General features: G+C 44.6%; 15 protein-coding genes. 1 reads left to right on the forward strand and 14 read right to left on the reverse strand.

Annotated features, from left to right (window positions below; translation table 11 throughout):
- Positions 1–11: 11 nt before the first annotated feature.
- The 8 genes from pgmB to H171_RS24190 all read right to left on the reverse strand — a co-directional run bounded on the left by pgmB (position 12) and on the right by H171_RS24190 (position 9,498).
- Positions 12–2,984 carry a beta-phosphoglucomutase gene (pgmB, locus tag H171_RS15070; protein WP_100305888.1) on the reverse strand — a complete coding sequence of 991 codons (2,973 nt, stop codon included), beginning with the start codon at positions 2,982–2,984 and terminating at the stop codon, positions 12–14.
- A 17-nt stretch (positions 2,985–3,001) separates the two neighbouring features.
- On the reverse strand, positions 3,002–3,826 hold the full coding sequence (locus tag H171_RS15075) for a carbohydrate ABC transporter permease (RefSeq protein WP_100305889.1): 825 nt from the start codon (positions 3,824–3,826) through the stop codon (positions 3,002–3,004).
- Positions 3,827–3,838: 12 nt separating this feature from the next.
- Complete coding sequence (locus tag H171_RS15080; RefSeq protein ID WP_100305890.1) at positions 3,839–4,735, reverse strand: carbohydrate ABC transporter permease; 897 nt, start codon at positions 4,733–4,735, stop codon at positions 3,839–3,841.
- A gap of 87 nt (positions 4,736–4,822) precedes the next feature.
- Positions 4,823–6,181: an ABC transporter substrate-binding protein gene (locus H171_RS15085; RefSeq protein ID WP_100305891.1), complete on the reverse strand. Its 1,359-nt coding sequence runs from the start codon at positions 6,179–6,181 to the stop codon at positions 4,823–4,825.
- A 22-nt stretch (positions 6,182–6,203) separates the two neighbouring features.
- Positions 6,204–7,223, reverse strand: coding sequence for a LacI family DNA-binding transcriptional regulator (locus H171_RS15090; protein WP_100305892.1), 1,020 nt, complete (start codon positions 7,221–7,223; stop codon positions 6,204–6,206).
- Between the two features lie 252 nt (positions 7,224–7,475).
- A complete protein-coding gene (locus H171_RS15095; protein ID WP_100305893.1) occupies positions 7,476–8,309 on the reverse strand; it encodes a CPBP family intramembrane glutamic endopeptidase in 834 nt (277 codons plus the stop codon).
- Positions 8,310–8,513: 204 nt separating this feature from the next.
- The gene (locus H171_RS15100) at positions 8,514–9,341 is read right to left on the reverse strand and encodes a peptidoglycan recognition protein family protein (protein WP_100305894.1); all 828 of its coding nucleotides are present in this window, start codon (positions 9,339–9,341) and stop codon (positions 8,514–8,516) included.
- Between the two features lies 1 nt (position 9,342).
- A complete protein-coding gene (locus tag H171_RS24190) occupies positions 9,343–9,498 on the reverse strand; it encodes a hypothetical protein (protein WP_157803170.1) in 156 nt (51 codons plus the stop codon).
- Between the two features lie 357 nt (positions 9,499–9,855).
- On the opposite strand from H171_RS24190, the gene H171_RS15105 reads away from it, so the two are divergent.
- Positions 9,856–10,038, forward strand: a complete 183-nt coding sequence (locus H171_RS15105; RefSeq protein ID WP_100305895.1) for a DUF6774 domain-containing protein — start codon at positions 9,856–9,858, stop codon at positions 10,036–10,038.
- A 156-nt stretch (positions 10,039–10,194) separates the two neighbouring features.
- Here the strand turns inward: H171_RS15105 and H171_RS15110 are convergent, their stop codons facing one another.
- From H171_RS15110 to H171_RS15135, 6 genes are read right to left on the reverse strand one after another with little or no spacing between them, the layout of a single operon-like run.
- Complete coding sequence (locus H171_RS15110) at positions 10,195–11,400, reverse strand: AI-2E family transporter (RefSeq protein ID WP_100305896.1); 1,206 nt, start codon at positions 11,398–11,400, stop codon at positions 10,195–10,197.
- Between the two features lie 55 nt (positions 11,401–11,455).
- Positions 11,456–12,427, reverse strand: coding sequence for a DNA polymerase III subunit delta (holA, locus tag H171_RS15115; RefSeq protein ID WP_100305897.1), 972 nt, complete (start codon positions 12,425–12,427; stop codon positions 11,456–11,458).
- 37 nt (positions 12,428–12,464) lie between these two features.
- Positions 12,465–14,858 carry a ComEC/Rec2 family competence protein gene (locus H171_RS15120; protein WP_166433626.1) on the reverse strand — a complete coding sequence of 798 codons (2,394 nt, stop codon included), beginning with the start codon at positions 14,856–14,858 and terminating at the stop codon, positions 12,465–12,467.
- A gap of 53 nt (positions 14,859–14,911) precedes the next feature.
- Entirely contained in the window at positions 14,912–15,901 is a 990-nt protein-coding gene (locus H171_RS15125; protein WP_100305899.1) for a GerMN domain-containing protein, read from the reverse strand.
- A 17-nt stretch (positions 15,902–15,918) separates the two neighbouring features.
- Positions 15,919–17,361, reverse strand: a complete 1,443-nt coding sequence (locus H171_RS15130; protein WP_100305900.1) for a sensor histidine kinase — start codon at positions 17,359–17,361, stop codon at positions 15,919–15,921.
- 27 nt (positions 17,362–17,388) lie between these two features.
- Entirely contained in the window at positions 17,389–18,255 is an 867-nt protein-coding gene (locus H171_RS15135) for a DegV family protein (protein WP_100305901.1), read from the reverse strand.
- Between the last annotated feature and the right edge of the window lies 1 nt (position 18,256).

Here is an 18,256-nt window from a genome sequence, read left to right on the forward strand (position 1 = left end):
TGTATCCCTCCTTATCCGATGATCTCCAGCAGCTGGCTGAAAGCTGACAGCTTATAATCTGCTAATAAAGATTTTACCGCATCTCCCACTGCCCCGCAATCCATTCCGCCAGATTTTGCTGCTATAAGTCCTGCCTCGGCGTCTTCTACTACAAGGCAGTTTTCCGCCTTACAGTTCAGCATTGCTGCTGCCTTTTGAAATACTTCCGGATGAGGCTTTGAATGAGTGATTGCATTTCCGTCAGAGACGGCATCAAAGAAATGTTCCAATCCCAACTGCTTTAAGATCAGTCCTGCGTTCTTGCTGGAGGAGCCGATCGCTAGTTTCAACCCCCGTTTTCTAAGCTCCATCAACGTATCCTTAGTTTCCTCCGACAAATCGGAAGGGGTCATACCTTCCAAGAGCTTTTTATAACCCTCATTTTTCTTTGTTAGATATCTTTCCTTATCTTCTTCCCTCATGACCTTATCATACCGTTCCAGTATGATATCAAAGCTCTCCTTCCGGCTGACACCCCGCAGCCGATTATTGATGATCTCATCAAAATAAATCCCCAACTCATCTGCCACCTCTTTCCATGCAAGATAGTGGTAATGATCGGTATGACAGATCACTCCGTCCAAATCAAAAATAACCGCTTCATAGGTTTTCTTTTCCACGTAAACAGATGCTTCCGGTTCCACCCTGCTGCTTCTTCCAAAAACCATAAGTGACACCGGGCAGCTTCCGTTGTTTGCGATTGTAACGCCTTTCTTATCCACTGTAACCGTCAGCTTCTGGCCCTTCCATACCAGAGGAAACCGAAGCTCATCCCAGGCCTTAGGCAGCTTGGGATTAAGCTCCAGGCCGCCACGGCGGATCCTCAGCCCTCCAAAGCCCATGACACAGCTTAACCAGATCCCTCCGATGGAGGCACTATGAATTCCTTCTTCCGATGATTTCATATTAGGTCCCATATCGATGGAGCATGCCGCCTGATGCATCTGATAGGCCATGTCCTCCATTCCGTAATCATTGGCTAAAACTGCATGAACGCAGCGGCTTAAGGATGAATCATGAAGGGTTTTATCTTCATAAAATATAAAGTTTTTTCTTTTTGTTTCCAAGGAAAATAAATCAGGCATCACAAAATCCAGCATGACCGTATCGGCCTGTTTGGAAACCATCAGTTTCCCCATCTGCTCCATATTATAATCCTGGTGGATTCCCAGGACCTTTCCGGAGGCCTTATAAGGTGCCAGATCAATGGGTTCCAAGCTCATATACTGATCGGTCTGAGGGACAATGCCATTTTCCCCAGGTACCGGTAAGTATAGCATTGCCCTCTTTTCTTTTAGACTCTGTTTTAACCGGCCAAAATGGAACTTCTGGTCCAGCCGTTCTGAAACCTCCTTATTTTCCTTAGGCAAAGCTTCCATAATAAGCTCAGCCAGCTCCATATTATAATCCGCCATATAATTGGTATAGGCATTATTATCCACATGCTCCTTATACTCATCCGGCCCGATCACATCAAGGATTTCATAACAGCCCTTTTTCTCGTTCCATTCCAGCCGGCTGGACCAGAAAAGAGCCGTATCCAAAATGATTTCATATCCATACCGGTCCATATAGTCCTGATCTCCGGAGGCCTGGTAATACTGCCATACCGCATAAGCCACATCTGCGCTGATATGATGCTCAATTAATCCTGTCAGGCACTTTTGCACCTTGCCCGTTACCACGTCGGTACCAAGATATAAGGGAGTCACCTCACCGTCATCGATCCAGGCACACTCCCATGGATACATGGCCCCCTCCCATCCGTTTTCTGCTGCCTTTTTGCGGGCGCCATAGAGATTTCTGTAGCGATATTCCAGAAGGGTCCTGGCGGTTTGAGGGTCCGTAAGGGTAAAATAAGGCAGGATGAACATTTCCGTATCCCAAAAGGAATGACCCTTATAGCCTTCTCCTGTCAAAGCCTTTGCAGCGATCCCCACACGGTTGTCGTTCTTTTTCACCATGATATTCAGATGATACTGGGCAAAATGGAGGGCAAGCTGATCAAAATCATCTTTTCCCCGTATGGTCACCTCATGATCTTTCCAAAATTCTTTCCACACCGCCTCTGACTCTACCAGAAGTCTGTCATATCCTTTATCAAATTCGATCCGTAAGCATTCCATGCCGTCTGCTTTCAGACGTTCCAGAGTACCGGAGTGTTCTTCCTTTTCATAGGCCAGATCCCTGGAGGAATGAAAACAGGATATCTTTTCCAAGCGGATGGTTTCACCGGCCTCTGCTATCACGGACCAGCGCAGATCCATATTTCTTCTTCCCATAACCGGGAGAGGCTTTTCCTCCCGGCTTATCCTGCAGGCACTGTGGACTGCCGCCAGCACCCGGGATTCGGTCGTTTCCGCCAGATACTGCATGGTTACGCCGTCATAGATCCTGCGCCTTAAATTCTCAAAATGCATGGCCCCATGGTTTGTCACATCCCCATGAATTCCAGTTTCAATCTCCAGCTGCGCGCTTCCGTCACAGGACAGCTCCAGATATTCCCCTGTAATATGATCATTCTTCAAGGATACAAACCGTTTAAAAACAGCCGTTACCAGAGTTTTTGATGGACATTCCCACACAACCTTTCTGGTGGTTTCTCCGTTCTTTAAGTTCATGATCCTGGAATACTCCATGACCTTGCCTGACTGCAGGTTCAGACGGTATCCGTCAACAAAGATATCCATAGCAGTTACATCCGGAAGATTGGGAAGTTCTGTCACCTCTTCGTCTCCCGCTTTATTAAAGGTTCCGGTGATGAACGTGTTCCTCACCTCTTCCACATACCGCTCTTCCAGAGCATTTCGCATCCCTATGTAACCATTTCCCTGGGCAAAAACCGCTTCGTATTTTCCCAGGTTCCGGGCATCAAATTCCGTTTCCTCAATCAGCCAGTTTTTCAAATCTCCCTGACCCTTCAAAAAATTCATAGTGTTAATCATTATGCTCTCCTATATTGTCAGCCTTTTACTCCTGATGCCGCAACGCTGGCCTGCACCTGCTCCTGGGCCAGCGCATATAAAATAATGCCCGGAAGCACGACAAGGGTCAAAGCAGCAAACAGCTTTGTGTAGTCATATGAAAATGATTCGGTAAAAAATTGCAGCGCCACCGGCAGTGTCCTGTTCTTATTGGAAGAGGTCAGCAGGGAAGCGTAAAAAAATTCATTCCAGTTATTCAAAAACATAAGGATCCCGGCCGTAGCAAGCCCTCCTTTTGCCAGAGGAAGATTGATCTGGAAAAATACCCGGAGAAATCCTGCCCCTTCCAGCCTGGCCGCCTCATCTAAGGATGATGGAATGGACATAAAGGTGGATTTTAAGATAAACACGGACATTGCAAGCCCCATGGATAAGTAAACCACCGCCAGACCCCAGATGTTGTCATACAGATTTATCTTCATGATCAGGGAGAAGATGGGCTGTGCCTTGGAATGGGAAGGGACCAGAAGGGTAATGGTAAACAAGGCAAAAATCAAGGATTTTCCCGGAAAACGGTACTTTCCGATCACATAAGCGCCCATGGCAAAGAACAGCAGAGACAGGAGCGTTGAGGTAATGCAGACCAGAAAGGAATTGACCGCGTACCGTAGAAAATCATATTTCTCAAATAAGTATATATATGGTTCAAAACTTATGGAAGTCGGCAATGTAAATGGATTTCCAAGAATCTGGGCATTTGTTTTAAAGGATGACATGATCACCCAGAGGATCGGAAAGACCGATATGATCACGGTAAATATCATAAGAAAATACATAAAAAACACAGTAATTTTTTTCTTCATTTTTCCCTCCTCCTAATAGATGCTGTCATTCATACGGAATGTAATATTGACGGCTGCCAGAATAATTAGGCCCAAAGCAAACATGACCATACCGTTGGCATTGGCGTATCCGTATTTCATATCAGATATGGAATTGACCAGAATTAACGGTATATTCATGGTATCGTCCCCAGGGCCGCCTGCGGTCGTCAGCCTGATCTGCTCATACATGGCGATCCTGGAAGTAATGGAACAGATCACTCCAGTTCCAATGGCATTTCTGCAAAGCGGAAGCATGATATGACGGGTCAGCTGCCACGGGGATGCCCCGTCGACCCTGGCGGCTTCCACCACTTCCTCCGGAACCGCCATCAAATCATTTAATACCACCAGGGTCACAATCACCGCATAAAAAATCCAGGTGCACGTAACTGCCCAGAATGCATATGGTGACTGAAAGAACCATTGGACATGAAAATCCGGAGAAAATCTTCGGATCAGGTTATTTAAAATACCCATATCGTCATTGAAGATAAATTTATATATCATGGCCCAGGCAGCCGCTGAGATCACGTTAGGCACCATAAAAATCACCCTGGTGAATTTCCAGCCTTTGGGCTTTGCATACAGAACAAATGCCATCAGCACGCCGAATCCCACATGAAGAGTGGCTGCAATCACGGACCAGGCAAGAAGGTTTTTCAAAGATATGAGGAAGGTTTTGGAATGAAAAAGATCGATGTAATTTTTGAGCCCAATGAATACCGGTTTGTTAAAGCCATCCCACTTGGTAAAGGATGTGGCGATTACTGTAAGAATTGGTGATAAGTAAAACAGTAAAAATATCAGGAGGGAGGGCAGCAAAAATAAGTAGCACCACTTATAATTCCTTCTCTCCAAAACAGTGGAATTTGATTTTCCTGCTTTCATTTTCTTCCCCTCTTTCTAAAAAACACTGCTGCAATACACCTGTTTTCACAGGCTTTTGCAACAGTATTTAATTCCCATGTACGATGTTTAGTTTTTCGCTTCTTCCGCCTTCTGAGTCAACTGGCTGCAAAATTCCTCCGGTGTAAGGGTTCCATCTGCCAGCTTAGGAAGCAGCTTTCCAAATTCCGTATCAGCAACAGAAGCTGGCATCACATCGAAAATAGATGCGGTATATCTGGTATTTTCATCCATGCTCCCGGCAAGCTGGGATAAGATGCGGTTTTCTGCCTGTTTCTTTAAAAATTCGTCGCTGTAATCAAGCTTCGGAGCCACTCCGCCTTCGGTCAGTACCAGCTGCTCGATTTCTTCCTTGGAATCACGGAAAGCAAAGAAAGCTTTTGCCAGTTCTTTTTCCTCATCAGAAGCGGTATTTGCGATCCAGAATTCACCGAATACTCTTGGATTTGCAATAGCAAAGTTTCCTGGATAAATATCTGAAGTTACTTCCTCACCCGTAAATCCATTTGACCACTTGTCTGCTGATTCTTCATCAAAATCAGAGGCCATCCAGGAACCGTTGCATATAAGGGCAGCACTCTTGCTCATAAATGCATTGGCTGCATCTGCGTAAGCTGCGCCAATAGTATTGGCTGATGCATTGCTCTGAAGGAGTTTCTGCAGAATGGATATAGCGGAAACGATCTTTGCATCGTTGTAATCATACAGTTTATCATCCACGTACTGAGCCAGATACGTCTCTCCCCCCTCCTGATTGGCAATAAGGGCCGTAAGGAGAAGTCCTGATGTCCAGGCGTTTTCCGCAGTCTGGAATGCAAACTTATTATCTCCGATGCTTTCCATGAACTCGTCAAGTTTCATATCCTTAACGGCTTTTTCCGGCTTATACATGGTATTGTTATAATACAGCCCTACAGGCTTTAACACGGAAAGAGGCTTGCAGATGAGTTTTCCGTCTGCGGTGCAGTAATCCATGGAGTCATCAATCCAGTTATTCTTTACCTCCGGGTTAGCATTTGCAAATTCGCTTAAGTCATATGCCATGCCATTGGCTAGAACAACGCTCTTAAACCACTGAAGATCGATACCACCTGAGCCAGGTGCGTGGACAATAGCTGGAAGCTTATTCTGCTGGGCCAATTGCTTAATCTTTTCCGCATACTGGGCCTGAGGAACCTCCTCGATCACAATCTTATACTTGCCTGCGTACTTCTGATTAAACCGCTCTATTTCAGGAAGGAAAAACACAGCACCTACATTTTCACCTGCCAGATAGGTTGGAAAAGTCATCTGTATTTCCTTACCCGATGCATTTTCAGAATTGCCTGCCCCTGGTGCCGTTGTCTTACTGTTCCCACCGGAACAGCCGCTGATCACCGTTGCTGCAGCCATAACAGCTGCCATAATCCCCGCCAATTTTCTTTTCATAAATTTCCTCCTTAATATTTTTTTACAATTGCTTCACACTCTTGCCTTCTTCAAGAAAATATTTCGTCATATGAACTCTGGAATACTTTTCGTCATTTACCATTTTCATGAGAAGCTTTGCCGCATCGTAGCCTTTTTGCCACATGTTCTGGTTGATGCGGGTGATAAAAGGATCAATGTATTTCATAAAGTAGTTGCCGTCATAACCGGTAATGGAAAAATCTTCTGGGCTCTGATATCCCAGCTCCTGAACTGCTCTTAAAACTCCTATGGCCGTTAAATCGCTCATGCAGACAAACGCAGTCCCAGCCTCCTCTTTATATTCCTTCAGCAGTTTCTTTGTTCCTTCATACGCTTTTTGTTCCATAAAGTCCGTATAGATCACTTTGCAGCTTTTGGGATCAATGCCGTTCTTTTCAAGGGCATCTAAGTAACCCTGTTGACGTCTGATGGAAACATCGGACTTTTTCCGCCCATAAACAAGAATCAGTTTCCGGTGTCCACGATCGATCACGTACTGGGTGACCTGCTCAAACGCCTTTCTGTCATCTGTCATAACTGCTGATGTGCATGCTCCGTCCAGCTGGATATCAATGGACACACAGGGCAGGGCAGAGTGAGGCAGGCTTTTTACCATAGGATCCGTTATCCTGAGTCCCATAATTACGGCTCCTGATAATGAATATTCTCTGCAAAATGTGTCAAAATCCTTTTTTTCCTGTTCTTCCTTTCCAATGGAATACATGGCCAGATTGATCTCATGCTTCATCATGTAGGTATAAGCTCCCTGGATAACATTCATCATGAACTCGTTAGACTGGGCCTCTTCCAAAAGTCCGCAGATAAGTAAAGCCACATTCTTTTTGTTCTTTGAAGACAGATTTTTGGCACTGGTATTGGGGACATATCCAAGTCTTTCCGCTGCCTCCACCACGCGCGCCCTGGTTTTGGCCGATACATCACTGTATCCGTTTAATGCTCTTGATACAGTACTTACTGATAATCCCGTTTCCTGTGCCACGTCATAAATTGATTTTGCCATTCTACACCTCGTTTTTTCCAAAAACGTTTTTGGTCTTTGGTTTTTTTTAACACTTCATTTTAGAAGTGTTGCATGAAATACCTATCTACGAAAACGTTTTTGATGATTACAAAATAACATTTTCTTAGGCCTGTGTCAATATATTTTATTTTGTTTGTTATAAATGTCTAATAATTATCGCTAATTTTATGCACATTGTCCTCCAGGTTTTATTTGAGAAGGATGTTCTCATTTCTTCCACATGAATGGGATCTATTCTTTTCTGTTACGAGAGATATAAAAGAAAAGTACTATGAGAAATGATAGGGTTTGTGCAATGGTAATGCGGACAGTCAGTAGTTCATCCACGCCGGAAGTTGTGACTACGTGCAGCAGATTGGACGTGGTGTTATTCACAAAATGAGCTGCCATTCCTGCCCACAGGGAACCTGTAAGCTTATAAAGCATACAGTACTGAATTCCAAGCAAAGTACTGGTGACGACCAGAATCAGGCCGGCTATAAATGCACCTGCCACGGACTGGTTGCCGTCTATTACATTTCTTAAGGGCTGCTTGATATGCCAGACTCCAAAGAGAACGGAAGACAGAATACATGCGGCAGGAAAGGAATGCTTTTCTTCTGCCAGCCGGACAAACAGTCCCCGGAAAACTCCCTCTTCCATTATCACATTGATCATATTTCCTGCGATACAGATCATGATAAACAGAATGCTGCTTTGCATCCCCCGGTTTCCTAAAACGGAATAGCTGGTTACGTAAAACTTAAGTCCCGAAAAATTGTCTGTTGATGATTGAATCAGTATTTCAATTCCATAGCCTAAAGTAAAAACAACGGCGCCAAGCAATGCTCCTAATAAAATATTTCGCAGCGCCTTTACAGGAGAAAAACCTACTTCTGTCCATGAATACCGGAATAGTGGAATGGATACCCCCAGCAGTAGAATGCCGGCCAGTTTATGTATAAATGCTTCGCCGATCATTGTCTGGTCGGTACGGAGTATGAAATATTCTATTGTCCGGAATGCAAAGCAAATGGCATAGAGCATAAGAATGATTGGAATAGGGTTTCGTTTATAATCCAGCATAGGGTTACCTCTCTGACTGTTGTTTATGAAGTTGAAAATTTCCGCTGCCGCTGATTCATTGGATCATCTTCTGATGAATTCCATGGAAGACACAATTATCTGCTATACAGGCAATTTTATCATAGTATATGAATATTTTCCAGCATCTTTCGATGGCTTCCATAATTTTAGACGGGGCCGGATTGCCTGGCTCCCGTCTTCTTTTCAGACAATATGCAGGGCACCTTTTTCATCAGTGCTCAGATTCATTTCTCCTTCAAACATGCTTCCGTCTTCCGTAACCCGGTATAGCTCTTCTTTCCAAATGATCCACTGGTTTTCTGCCATAGAACCGTTGTTATTTAGATAATACCATTTGCCATCTGACCCGGTTTTCCATGTATCTTTTACCATAAATCCGGCACCATCGAACCAGTACCAGTTTTCTCCGTCCTTATACCAATCGTTTGTAACATAATTTCCGGTATTCCCTAAGTAGAATCTCCAGCCATCCTCTTCTTCAATCCATCCGGATTTATGCTGCTCTTCTGCCAGTGCTTCTTTAAAACTATCCCAGGTATGTTTGGTATGATTGTATACATAAGGATTGGGACAGATTTTTCCCGTTACATCATAATGGCGGATAACATGATCCGCCGGAACGTTGTACTGTTTCATCAGTTCTTTTGTCAGCTGAGCAGCGGCTTCTACTGTTGCATCTTCAAAATACCAGTCTCTGCTTGTATCTGACTGACTTCCATTGTTCCTGACACAGAGCTCTATTCCCAGGCTGTTGCTGTTGCGGCATTCCGGATGGGTATATGTTTTTGCTCCGCAATGCCATGCAATATCTATGTCTTCAACGGATTGCCATATTTCTCCGCTGAATCCGACAAAATAATGGGCGCTGGCTCCAATGTATTGGGAGGCGTAATATTTACAGTTTGCTTCTGCTCCTCCGAGAGCTCCTACATAGTGAATTACAATATATTTTATCCGGTCAATCTGACCGTTGCTATAATTGTATGGTGTCAATAGTTTTTGAACTTCCATATTAAATTCCTTCCCTTAGGCCTACAAATCCCATCTTATCTGCATCAAAGGATTCCCGGAAACGTTCAATCTCCGTGTAATCGGAATTCTTTAGATTTTCCTGTATTCCCAAAAGCTCTATGTTTGGCATAGTTTCTGTTGCTTCGCTTTTAACCATTAAATCACCTTGTCCTTTTTGTATTATTATATGATGGTTGGGGTGGGAATGTACCAGGGGGGATAGGCTATTAAATGTTGGAGCCGGTAGCAGCCCTTGAACGGACTGGCATCCAGGTGACAGAAGAAATGAAATAGCTCGATGATGCCATTTTTGATGAATAAGAGATAACTCATTGAGGTGATTTATTTGAACTATGAATTTTTATTAGAAGAAGAGGATTCCCATGGAATCATTATATAGGAACGATCACTGATAGATATTTTAGAACCTTTTAACATCTATAAGATAGTGTAAGATATTTTCTGTCTTGCCGCCGCCCCTCTGCCACATATACTATCCAGAGGTGATATCTTTATGCAACCCTGCGAACTTGTAATTCTTATATCTACCATGGCCTGCCGTATCGCCGAGGGCCGGTCTGCTGATGAAATCGCTTTGATAAGTTCCATATTTTCACAGCTTGGTGACACACTGAGTACCATTTCTGCCTATCAGGATCTCTGTTGTGAAAACGATGAAGAAGAGGACACCAACTGATGAAAGTGGCTGCGATAAAAATGGGATTCCGTAATTCCCGGTCCATAAAGAAAGGAGTGCTGCTTCCATAGACTACAATACCTATGGAAGGGGCACTCCTTTCTTATGCCTCAAACAGAAAAGCAGGTTCCTAAGAACCTGCCCTCTCAGGCAAATCTATTTCTTATGACCGGAAGAGACATCATCAGGGGAAAGGGGTGTATTGACTGTGACCGGGTCTGTATGAGCTTCCCGGACCTTTCTCTCCCTGGCTGCAATGATATCCCCGGCAATAATCTTTAATATATGAACCACGGGTACTGCCAAAACCATTCCCCATATCCCGGCAATTGCACCACCCACAGTGATCCCTATAACAATCAAAGCCGGGCTTAAGGAAAACGAGGTTCCCATAAGCTTTGGCTGTATCACATTTCCATCAATCTGCTGAGTAATAAGCAAAACCAGGCCGGCAATCGCACCTGTATTGATTCCGCTTGTACACGCAATGATAATCACAACACCAATGGAGCCAAAAATTGAGCCGAAGTATGGGATAATATTACAGATCCCCAGCATAACCCCAAGCGCCAACGCATACCTGGAACCAAGTATGGTAAATTCAATGGTGGTAATCGTACATAAAATCAGGGAATCTAAAAGCTGGCATACAATAAACTTTTTAAAACTGTCATTGATAATAGTTCCGTACCTTAAAGCTCCATTTCTGACATTTTCGCGAAGAAACAAATCCATGAGCCGCTTCATCTGAAATTTGACATTATGAGTTTCCAGAAGGAAATATACGGAAGATACAATTGTAATAAACCCGCTAAAAATATGGGAGGTAACTCCCAGGACAGCATTTAGCGAGCCCATTATTTCCTTCAGGCCAATTCTCTCCAACACATTTTTCCAGGCAGTCTGGGGCGGCAAAATCTCTCCCAGCTTATCGGATAAGCCAAATTTTTCCAACGGCAGTTGTTCAACAGCCATTATAGCGTTATTATAATAAGTATTGAAATTTGTTATAAAATCCAATATGCTTCTCTGAAGCAGGGGAATTCCCTTGTTTATAACCAGAACTACAACAGAGATAAATAAAGCATAAATGATAAAAACACTGATCCCTCTGGACCTCTTTTGAAATGGACTGGATTTAAGCCTGTTTAAGCGTCGTTCTAGTGCAGAACATGGGATATTCAGCAGATATGCTATGACAAATCCATAAAAGAAGGGAATAAGTACCTTTGTAGATGATTTAAGCCAAATCATCACATCTGAAACATTCATAACAATTTTATAAAATATTATAACCAGCATAGCAAGCAGCAGACTTGATAAAAATACCCTTATCTGCTTCCTCTTCAACAATTCTTCCATCCCGACCTCCTTTCCAAATAAACTAACCAAGTTTTACCGGTTTAATCGTTAACCCCTAATATTTTTGCGTCAGCAGCAATTCCACCGCCATTCGGTCATTTAACCTCCCGGTCTTAACTGCTTCTTCCGTTTCTACGCATAAGTTTACATAAGACAAAATCTGATCTTTGGAAAAAGTCCTTGCCTGTGGCATGATCTTTCCTGCTGCAAAAGGAGGTATCTTAAGCTTTGAAGCAATTCCGCCCTTATCCATTCCTTTTCCCATCAGCTCCTTTGCCTGCAAAATCTGGTTAAACTGTCTGGCAATCAGAAACAGGATCCTCATGGGAGGTTCCTTTAAGGTGAGTAAGTCCTCATAAAGATCCATTGCCTTTTTTGTTTCCCTGTTCACGATCGCCGCAACCATTTCAAAAATTTTATTGGTTGTCCGTACTGTACAGATGATTTCCACATCCTCATCCGTAATAACCTCTTTTCCCAGAGTATAGCTTATGAGCTTCTCCAGCTCCATGCGGATATTTTCCATATCATCTCCGGCCATGTGAAGAAACAGTTCCATGGTACGTCCCGTGATCTTCTTTCCTTCCCTGGAAAGCAGAGTCCCCGCCCATCTGGCAAGCTGGGCCGTATCCTGACGTTCCATTTCTGCCCCATACCCCAGTTCCTTCACCTTTTTAAACAGCTTGCTCCGCTTATCTACCTCTGATTCCACAAAGATCAGGCAGGTGGTATCCGGCATATGGGAAAGATAAGATACTATTTCATCGGAAGCCGATTTAAAAAAGCCACTGTTCTCCACCAGGATCAGACGTTTTTCTGCGAAAAAAGGCATGGTATCTGCTAGGCTGATGACTTCCCTCACATCGATCCCTTTTCCCTCAAACTGATTAAAGTTCATGGTATCGCCTGCCGTAATGGCTGCCTTCATTTGATTTTTATAGCTGTTCCTCAAAAAGGCTTCTTCTCCATATAGAAGATAGACCGGCTTGAAGCTGTGGTTTTTTATATCCTGAGTCAGCGTCTGCATGGTTTCCTCCCTCTTTGGCATGACTTTTTTATCCTCTCTAATTATAACGGGAGAACTTCTCTCCGTCAACGAAACTTTCAAACCGGATCTTCTCCCCATCGGTCCACATCATTATGGCCCCTCCTTCTCCTGTTTTAAAAACCTCAGTTCCTCTCTCTTTTAAGCGGTCCAAAACCTCTTTATGAGGGTGTCCATAAGAATTGCCCGCCCCATAAGACACCACAGCCCACCGGGGCTTTATGGCGTCGAGGAACGCCTCCCCGGAAGAATATTTCGAACCATGATGAGCCACCTTCAGCACATTCACATCTGCCAGCATCTGCTTTTCCCCAGGCCTTTTAAGAAGTTCTTCTTCTCCTCTTTCTTCCATATCTCCTGTAAACAGCATACGGCAGTTTCCGTAGTCCATTATTAATACTTCTGACTCCTCATTGGTGGTTTCCGGCCGGTCTTCTTTTCCTGGATACAGACAGGTAATGCGAAGATCCTCTACCTGAACCCCACCCCCTCCTGCCACGTACAACACTTTCGTCCCCCGCTGCTTTGCAAGTTCTTCCAGCTTCTTTATTGCCTCACCCTCTCTACCATGATAGGGAAGCATGAGATTTTCAATTCTTATATCTTCACTGTTTTCCAAAAGATAGGCGACACCGCTTAAATGATCCTGATCCCCATGACTGATAAATGCATATTGGATCACAGGTACTCCCATACTTTTTAAACAAGGCTCCAGAGAATATTTGCCCAGAGACTTTTTAGAAGAGCTTCCACCATCCACTAAAACTGTAGACCTTCCTGCCCGCAGCAGGATGCCATCCCCTTGTCCCACATCAAGAAACACTGCTTCCAGACCTCTCACAGGACCAGGCTTAAAAAACAGAATGCAAAAGCAATACATCCCTGCCAGTATAAGAACTTTTAATCCAAAGCACCCTTTCTTTTTCTCTTCCTTATTCTCACCGGTTCTTTTAGCCTCATACTCCCCCCAGACTTTCAAACAGTAAAGCCCTGCGAACAGAATAAGTCCGTATGCCGCCAGCCGTCCAGCTTCCGGTCTGCCAAAGGTCAGGCTGTACCCTGGAAGTCCCCCCATGATCTTGCAGATCCATTCATAAAAGGTAAGAATGTAATGTCCTGTTCCCGCCGCTCCGATCCCAAGAAGGGGACTGAAGCTTCCAAGTAAAATAATTCCGATTCCGGAACAAACCACCCAATCCATTAATGGAATAAGCAAAAGATTTAAAAATAGTCCATAGAAAGGAATCTGATAAAAATGATATAGGGTAATTGGCATGGTGACTATTTGTACCGCCACTCCTGTGGAAACAGCACTTGACAGGAACCTCTTCCTTCCAAGCCATTTTTCAAGGATGGGGCCTGCCCCACCGATGGCATAAACAGCACCAAAGGACAGCTGAACACCTCCATTCGTAAGGAGGAGAGGTGACTTTAGTCCCAGAAGCAGCAGCGCCAGGGAAGCGGAGGATAAAAGGTCATAGGTCCTTCCAAGATAGGAGGCCATAAATGCGACAGACATCATAATCACTGCCCTCACCACCGAAGGACCGCTGCCTGTTAAAATCCCGTATAATACAACCAGGACAGCTCCTGCCAAACCTGCGCTTCCAAGACCCAGTCCTGTTTTCCTTAAAATCCGGTAAAAAGAAAGACCAAGGAAGGACATATGCATACCGCTGATTGCAAGAAGATGGGAGATTCCGTTCTTCTGATATAAAGATTTAATATCTTCCGGAAGCCCGCCCGTATCCCCCAATACAGCAGCTGTTAATACACCGGCATCTTCTTTGGAGGTATACTTATAAAGGAGGGAACGACCCCATTCCCTGACCTGGCGTATCCCATCTAAGAGAGGATCTACTCTTGGATCCAGAATCTCCAGCTCCTTCCCAAGAAACCTTCCGTCAATCCCCAGCCCCTCATAATATCCCTTGCTGTCAAATTCCCCCGGATTCCTGGCTGATTGAAAAGGCTGTATCTCTCCCTTTACTTTGATAAGCTGTCCCAGGCGCAGACCTATATCTTTATTATCACCAGTTCTTTGAGGATATAACGGCATGTCTGTACCCGGCTCTCCTAAAAGCTTCACAGACACCATCAGACCTGGAACTAAATAGCAGCTCTCCTGCTTCCATACCTTGATTTTCTTTAAAACAATCTGAAGCGATCCATTCTTTTCTTCAAAGGAAGAAACCCTTCCCTCTGCTTCCGCATAACCACCGGAAAGCTCCTCAATGGTTCTTACTCTCTCCTCCCACCTTTTGCAATCGTATCCGGCCCATGCCGCACCCAGGTATAAAAAAAGAAGAGGCAAAAGAACCCAAAGCCGGTTTCTGCCTCTCCAATAACCATAAAGAACAATTCCGGCAGCTAAAAAAGCCGGAATAAAAAGCCAGGATGTCAAAACCAGCAAAGCGGCAGTCTCTCCAAGTACAAATCCCCCTGCAATCAGACATAATGGGCGTTTTATTGTTCTGTTCCTCCTATATCACTAGATACTTCTTCATTTTCCGCATTGTAATCCAGATTGCGTTCAAAAAGCTGGTTTAAGGAGATGGAATCCCGAAACATGACTTCCTGAGAACCGTTTACCGTAATCTGCACCTTATTGATGGAAGAGGCAGCAGCCAGAGAATTCACGATAGAATAAATCGGGATATATTCCTTTACCTCCAGGTTGTTATTCAGAAATGCGGAATCAAAATTAATATAACAGATGTTTTCATTGACCGACACATTAAGAAGCTTTGTATCCTTCGGCAGAGTCGGATTCATCCCCGGCCTTCCCGGACCGGCGATCAGCTGTTCAATGACCAGCTTTTCTAAGGAAGTGTTTACGTTATGCACCACTTCTCTTGTCTCTTTCACCAGTTTTTCACCGGTATCATCAGAGAAATACAAGGGCAGTTCTGTCTTCTCATAGGAGTTGACGTTGCTGATGTTATCAATAAAATCAGAATTAGCCATAGGCCCTACCGGACTTCCGGAACTGTCCATTAAGGGCTGTTCCGCAGTATACACGGCAACATAATCCACTCCTTTTACCTGAGTCAGTGTTCTTACCAGGGAAGCCCTGCATAGAATCTCCCTGGTTCCATTCATCATGGCATAATTGTTATCAAAATACAGATATAAGACCGTGTCCTCCAGCTTGTAACGCTCAAAGCCCACCTTATCCGGAACTGCTGCCTGCCGGTCTAAGTCCTTAGGTACCGTCCGAAGCTGTTCCATCAGATTCCTGATCCTCCAGTCTGTCACATCTTCCAAGTCACCTTCCGGTTTCTGTGTCATGTGATAATCCTGAGGCTCCAACTTTGTCATGGCTGAGTTTAAATAATAAATTTTATACACATCTCCAATGGTTTCCGCTCCCTTTCCTTCTCTTTTTCCACAGCCGGTCAGACATAGAAAGCACACCAGGAAAAGGAGCCCCCCCCTTAGCAGTTTCAATTTCATCTAATAGCCTCCTGTTTCTAAGAAATATACGTGAGTGGAATCCGTACGGTAAATGTGGCTCCCTCGCCCTCTTTGCTCTGAAGCTTCAATGCCCCCTGATGCATCAGCACAATCTTTTTTGTAATGGAAAGGCCAAGGCCTGTGCCTCCTGTTTCTCTGGATCTTGCCTTATCCACCCGGTAGAACCGTTCAAACACATGCTCCTGGAACTCTTCCGAGATCCCGATTCCGGAATCGGCCACCTTTACGTAAAAAAACTTATGGTCCGCGTCAAGGGTCACCCGTACCCAGCCGCCTTCCACATTGTATTTGATGGCATTCTCCACCAGATTGCTTAAAGCCAGGGACAGCTTCATCTCATCCACATCGGCAGTGACCTCCCGGATGCTTTCAAAAGTAAGTTCCACATTGCGTTTCCCGGCAATGGGACGCAGCCTTTTTAAGATCAGCTCCATCAGTCCGTTGATATTCACCTGGGCAATGTTTAAATTTCCCCCGGCAGTCTTGTCCATGCGGACCAAAGAAAGCAGGTCATCAATGATCTTGTTCTCCCGTTCGATTTCATCGGATATATCACTCAAAAATTCCCGGTATAGATCTGCCGGAACATCTTCCATTCCTATCAGGGAATCGGCCAGCACCCGGATGGACGTGATCGGGGTCTTCAGCTCATGGGAAACATTCGACACGAATTCTTCCCTGGACTGGTCCACTGCCTTTAGCTTCTTTAACGTCAGATTAATGGTTTCCGTAATCAGTATGGTTTCCTTATAAGCATAGGGGCTGATGTTCTCGTCCATATCCCCTTCTGCAGCTCTGTTTAACGTCCGCTGCAGCTCCCGGAAGGGCTTCATCAAAAGCTTTGCAAGAAAAACCACAACAATGGCCAGAACGGAAAAGATCATAAGCTGAAGAAATGATCCCTTATCCGAAACCATGGAGATCCGGTTCAGCAAATCCTCCGTGGATGCCGTCACAATCATAACTCCGGCAATTTCTTTTTCCTGGCTGTTGGAATAAATGGGAATCGTTAACGCCGAATAATGTTTATCAGTATTATATTTGCTGCTGTTTTCTCCGTCAAAGCAGCGGAGGACCTCCTCAGATATATTGAGCTTTCCAACAGAAAGGGAAAAGGTATCGCTGATGATCCTGAAATTTCGGTTTACCACCACGATCCTCCCATTGAACATATCTGCCTTCACGGACATTTCATTATCCAAGAGAGGGTCCCTGGGCTCCATGGTCAGGTACCCGATCCTTGTCATCTTGTTGCTTAAAATCCAACACTGGTTTTGGATGTCCTGCATTCTGGACTCAATGAGGTTCTGCCGGTATGTACCCAGCATGACAGAATTCTGAATAAATACCGGTAAGATTCCAACCACCAGAAGGGCAATGATTAAGGTGACCCGCAGGCTTATGGCATGTTTCTGATTAAAAAGCTTTACCTGGAACATGTCCCTGCACCTCCAACCTTATTTCTGTCATATATCCAGCCTTTTTGTACATGCAATGGCCAATGCTCCCGGCCCAATGTGGCAGGATACGCTTAAAGAAAGATTGTCCACGCAGATTTCCCCGGTCTTTGGAAAAATCTCCTCCAGCTCCTTCTTAAATTCCATGGCAGCCGCTTCATTATTGGTATGGGCAACGGCAATACCGGTACGGATTCCTTCCGGATCTCCAAACCGCTCCTCCATATCCTTTTTCGCAGCCGTAATCATCATGGTTTTGGCCTGCTTCATGGTTCTTGCCTTGGCAAAGGCGTCCAGCTTCTCTCCCTGAATGGTAAGAACCGGTTTAATTCTTAAAAATGTCCCCAAAAGAGCCGCTGCCGGAGTGATTCTTCCACCCTTTTTTAAATATTCCAGCGTATCCAGGGTAATATAAATGGTAGATTCCATTTTCGTCTCTTCCAGCTTTTCCTTAATGGCAGCTGCAGTCATTCCATCATCTGCCATTCTCTTAGCTTCCATAACCGACTGTCTTTGAGTGACAGAGATCCTCTGGTTATTGACGACAAACACCTTTCCCTCGTAATCATCCGCCAGCATAAGGGCAGTCTGACAGGCACTGCTCAATCCGCTGGACATGGGAATGTGTACAACTTCCTCATATTCTTCTAACAGTCTGTTCCACAGATCAAGAAGATCGGCCGGAGATGGCTGAGAGGTGGAAATGTCCACCCCTTCCTCCAGCTTTTCATAGAAATCCTTCTGTGTCAGGCTGATATCCTCATAAAACGTTTCCCCTGCCATCATAAATGGCATAGGAACTACGTAAATCCCAGCTTCCTCTCCCTGTCTTTGGGTAATTCCGCTGTTACTGTCTGTTACTACCGCTACTTTCATT

This window comes from [Clostridium] celerecrescens 18A (assembly GCF_002797975.1).
Taxonomy (GTDB): domain Bacteria; phylum Bacillota; class Clostridia; order Lachnospirales; family Lachnospiraceae; genus Lacrimispora; species Lacrimispora celerecrescens.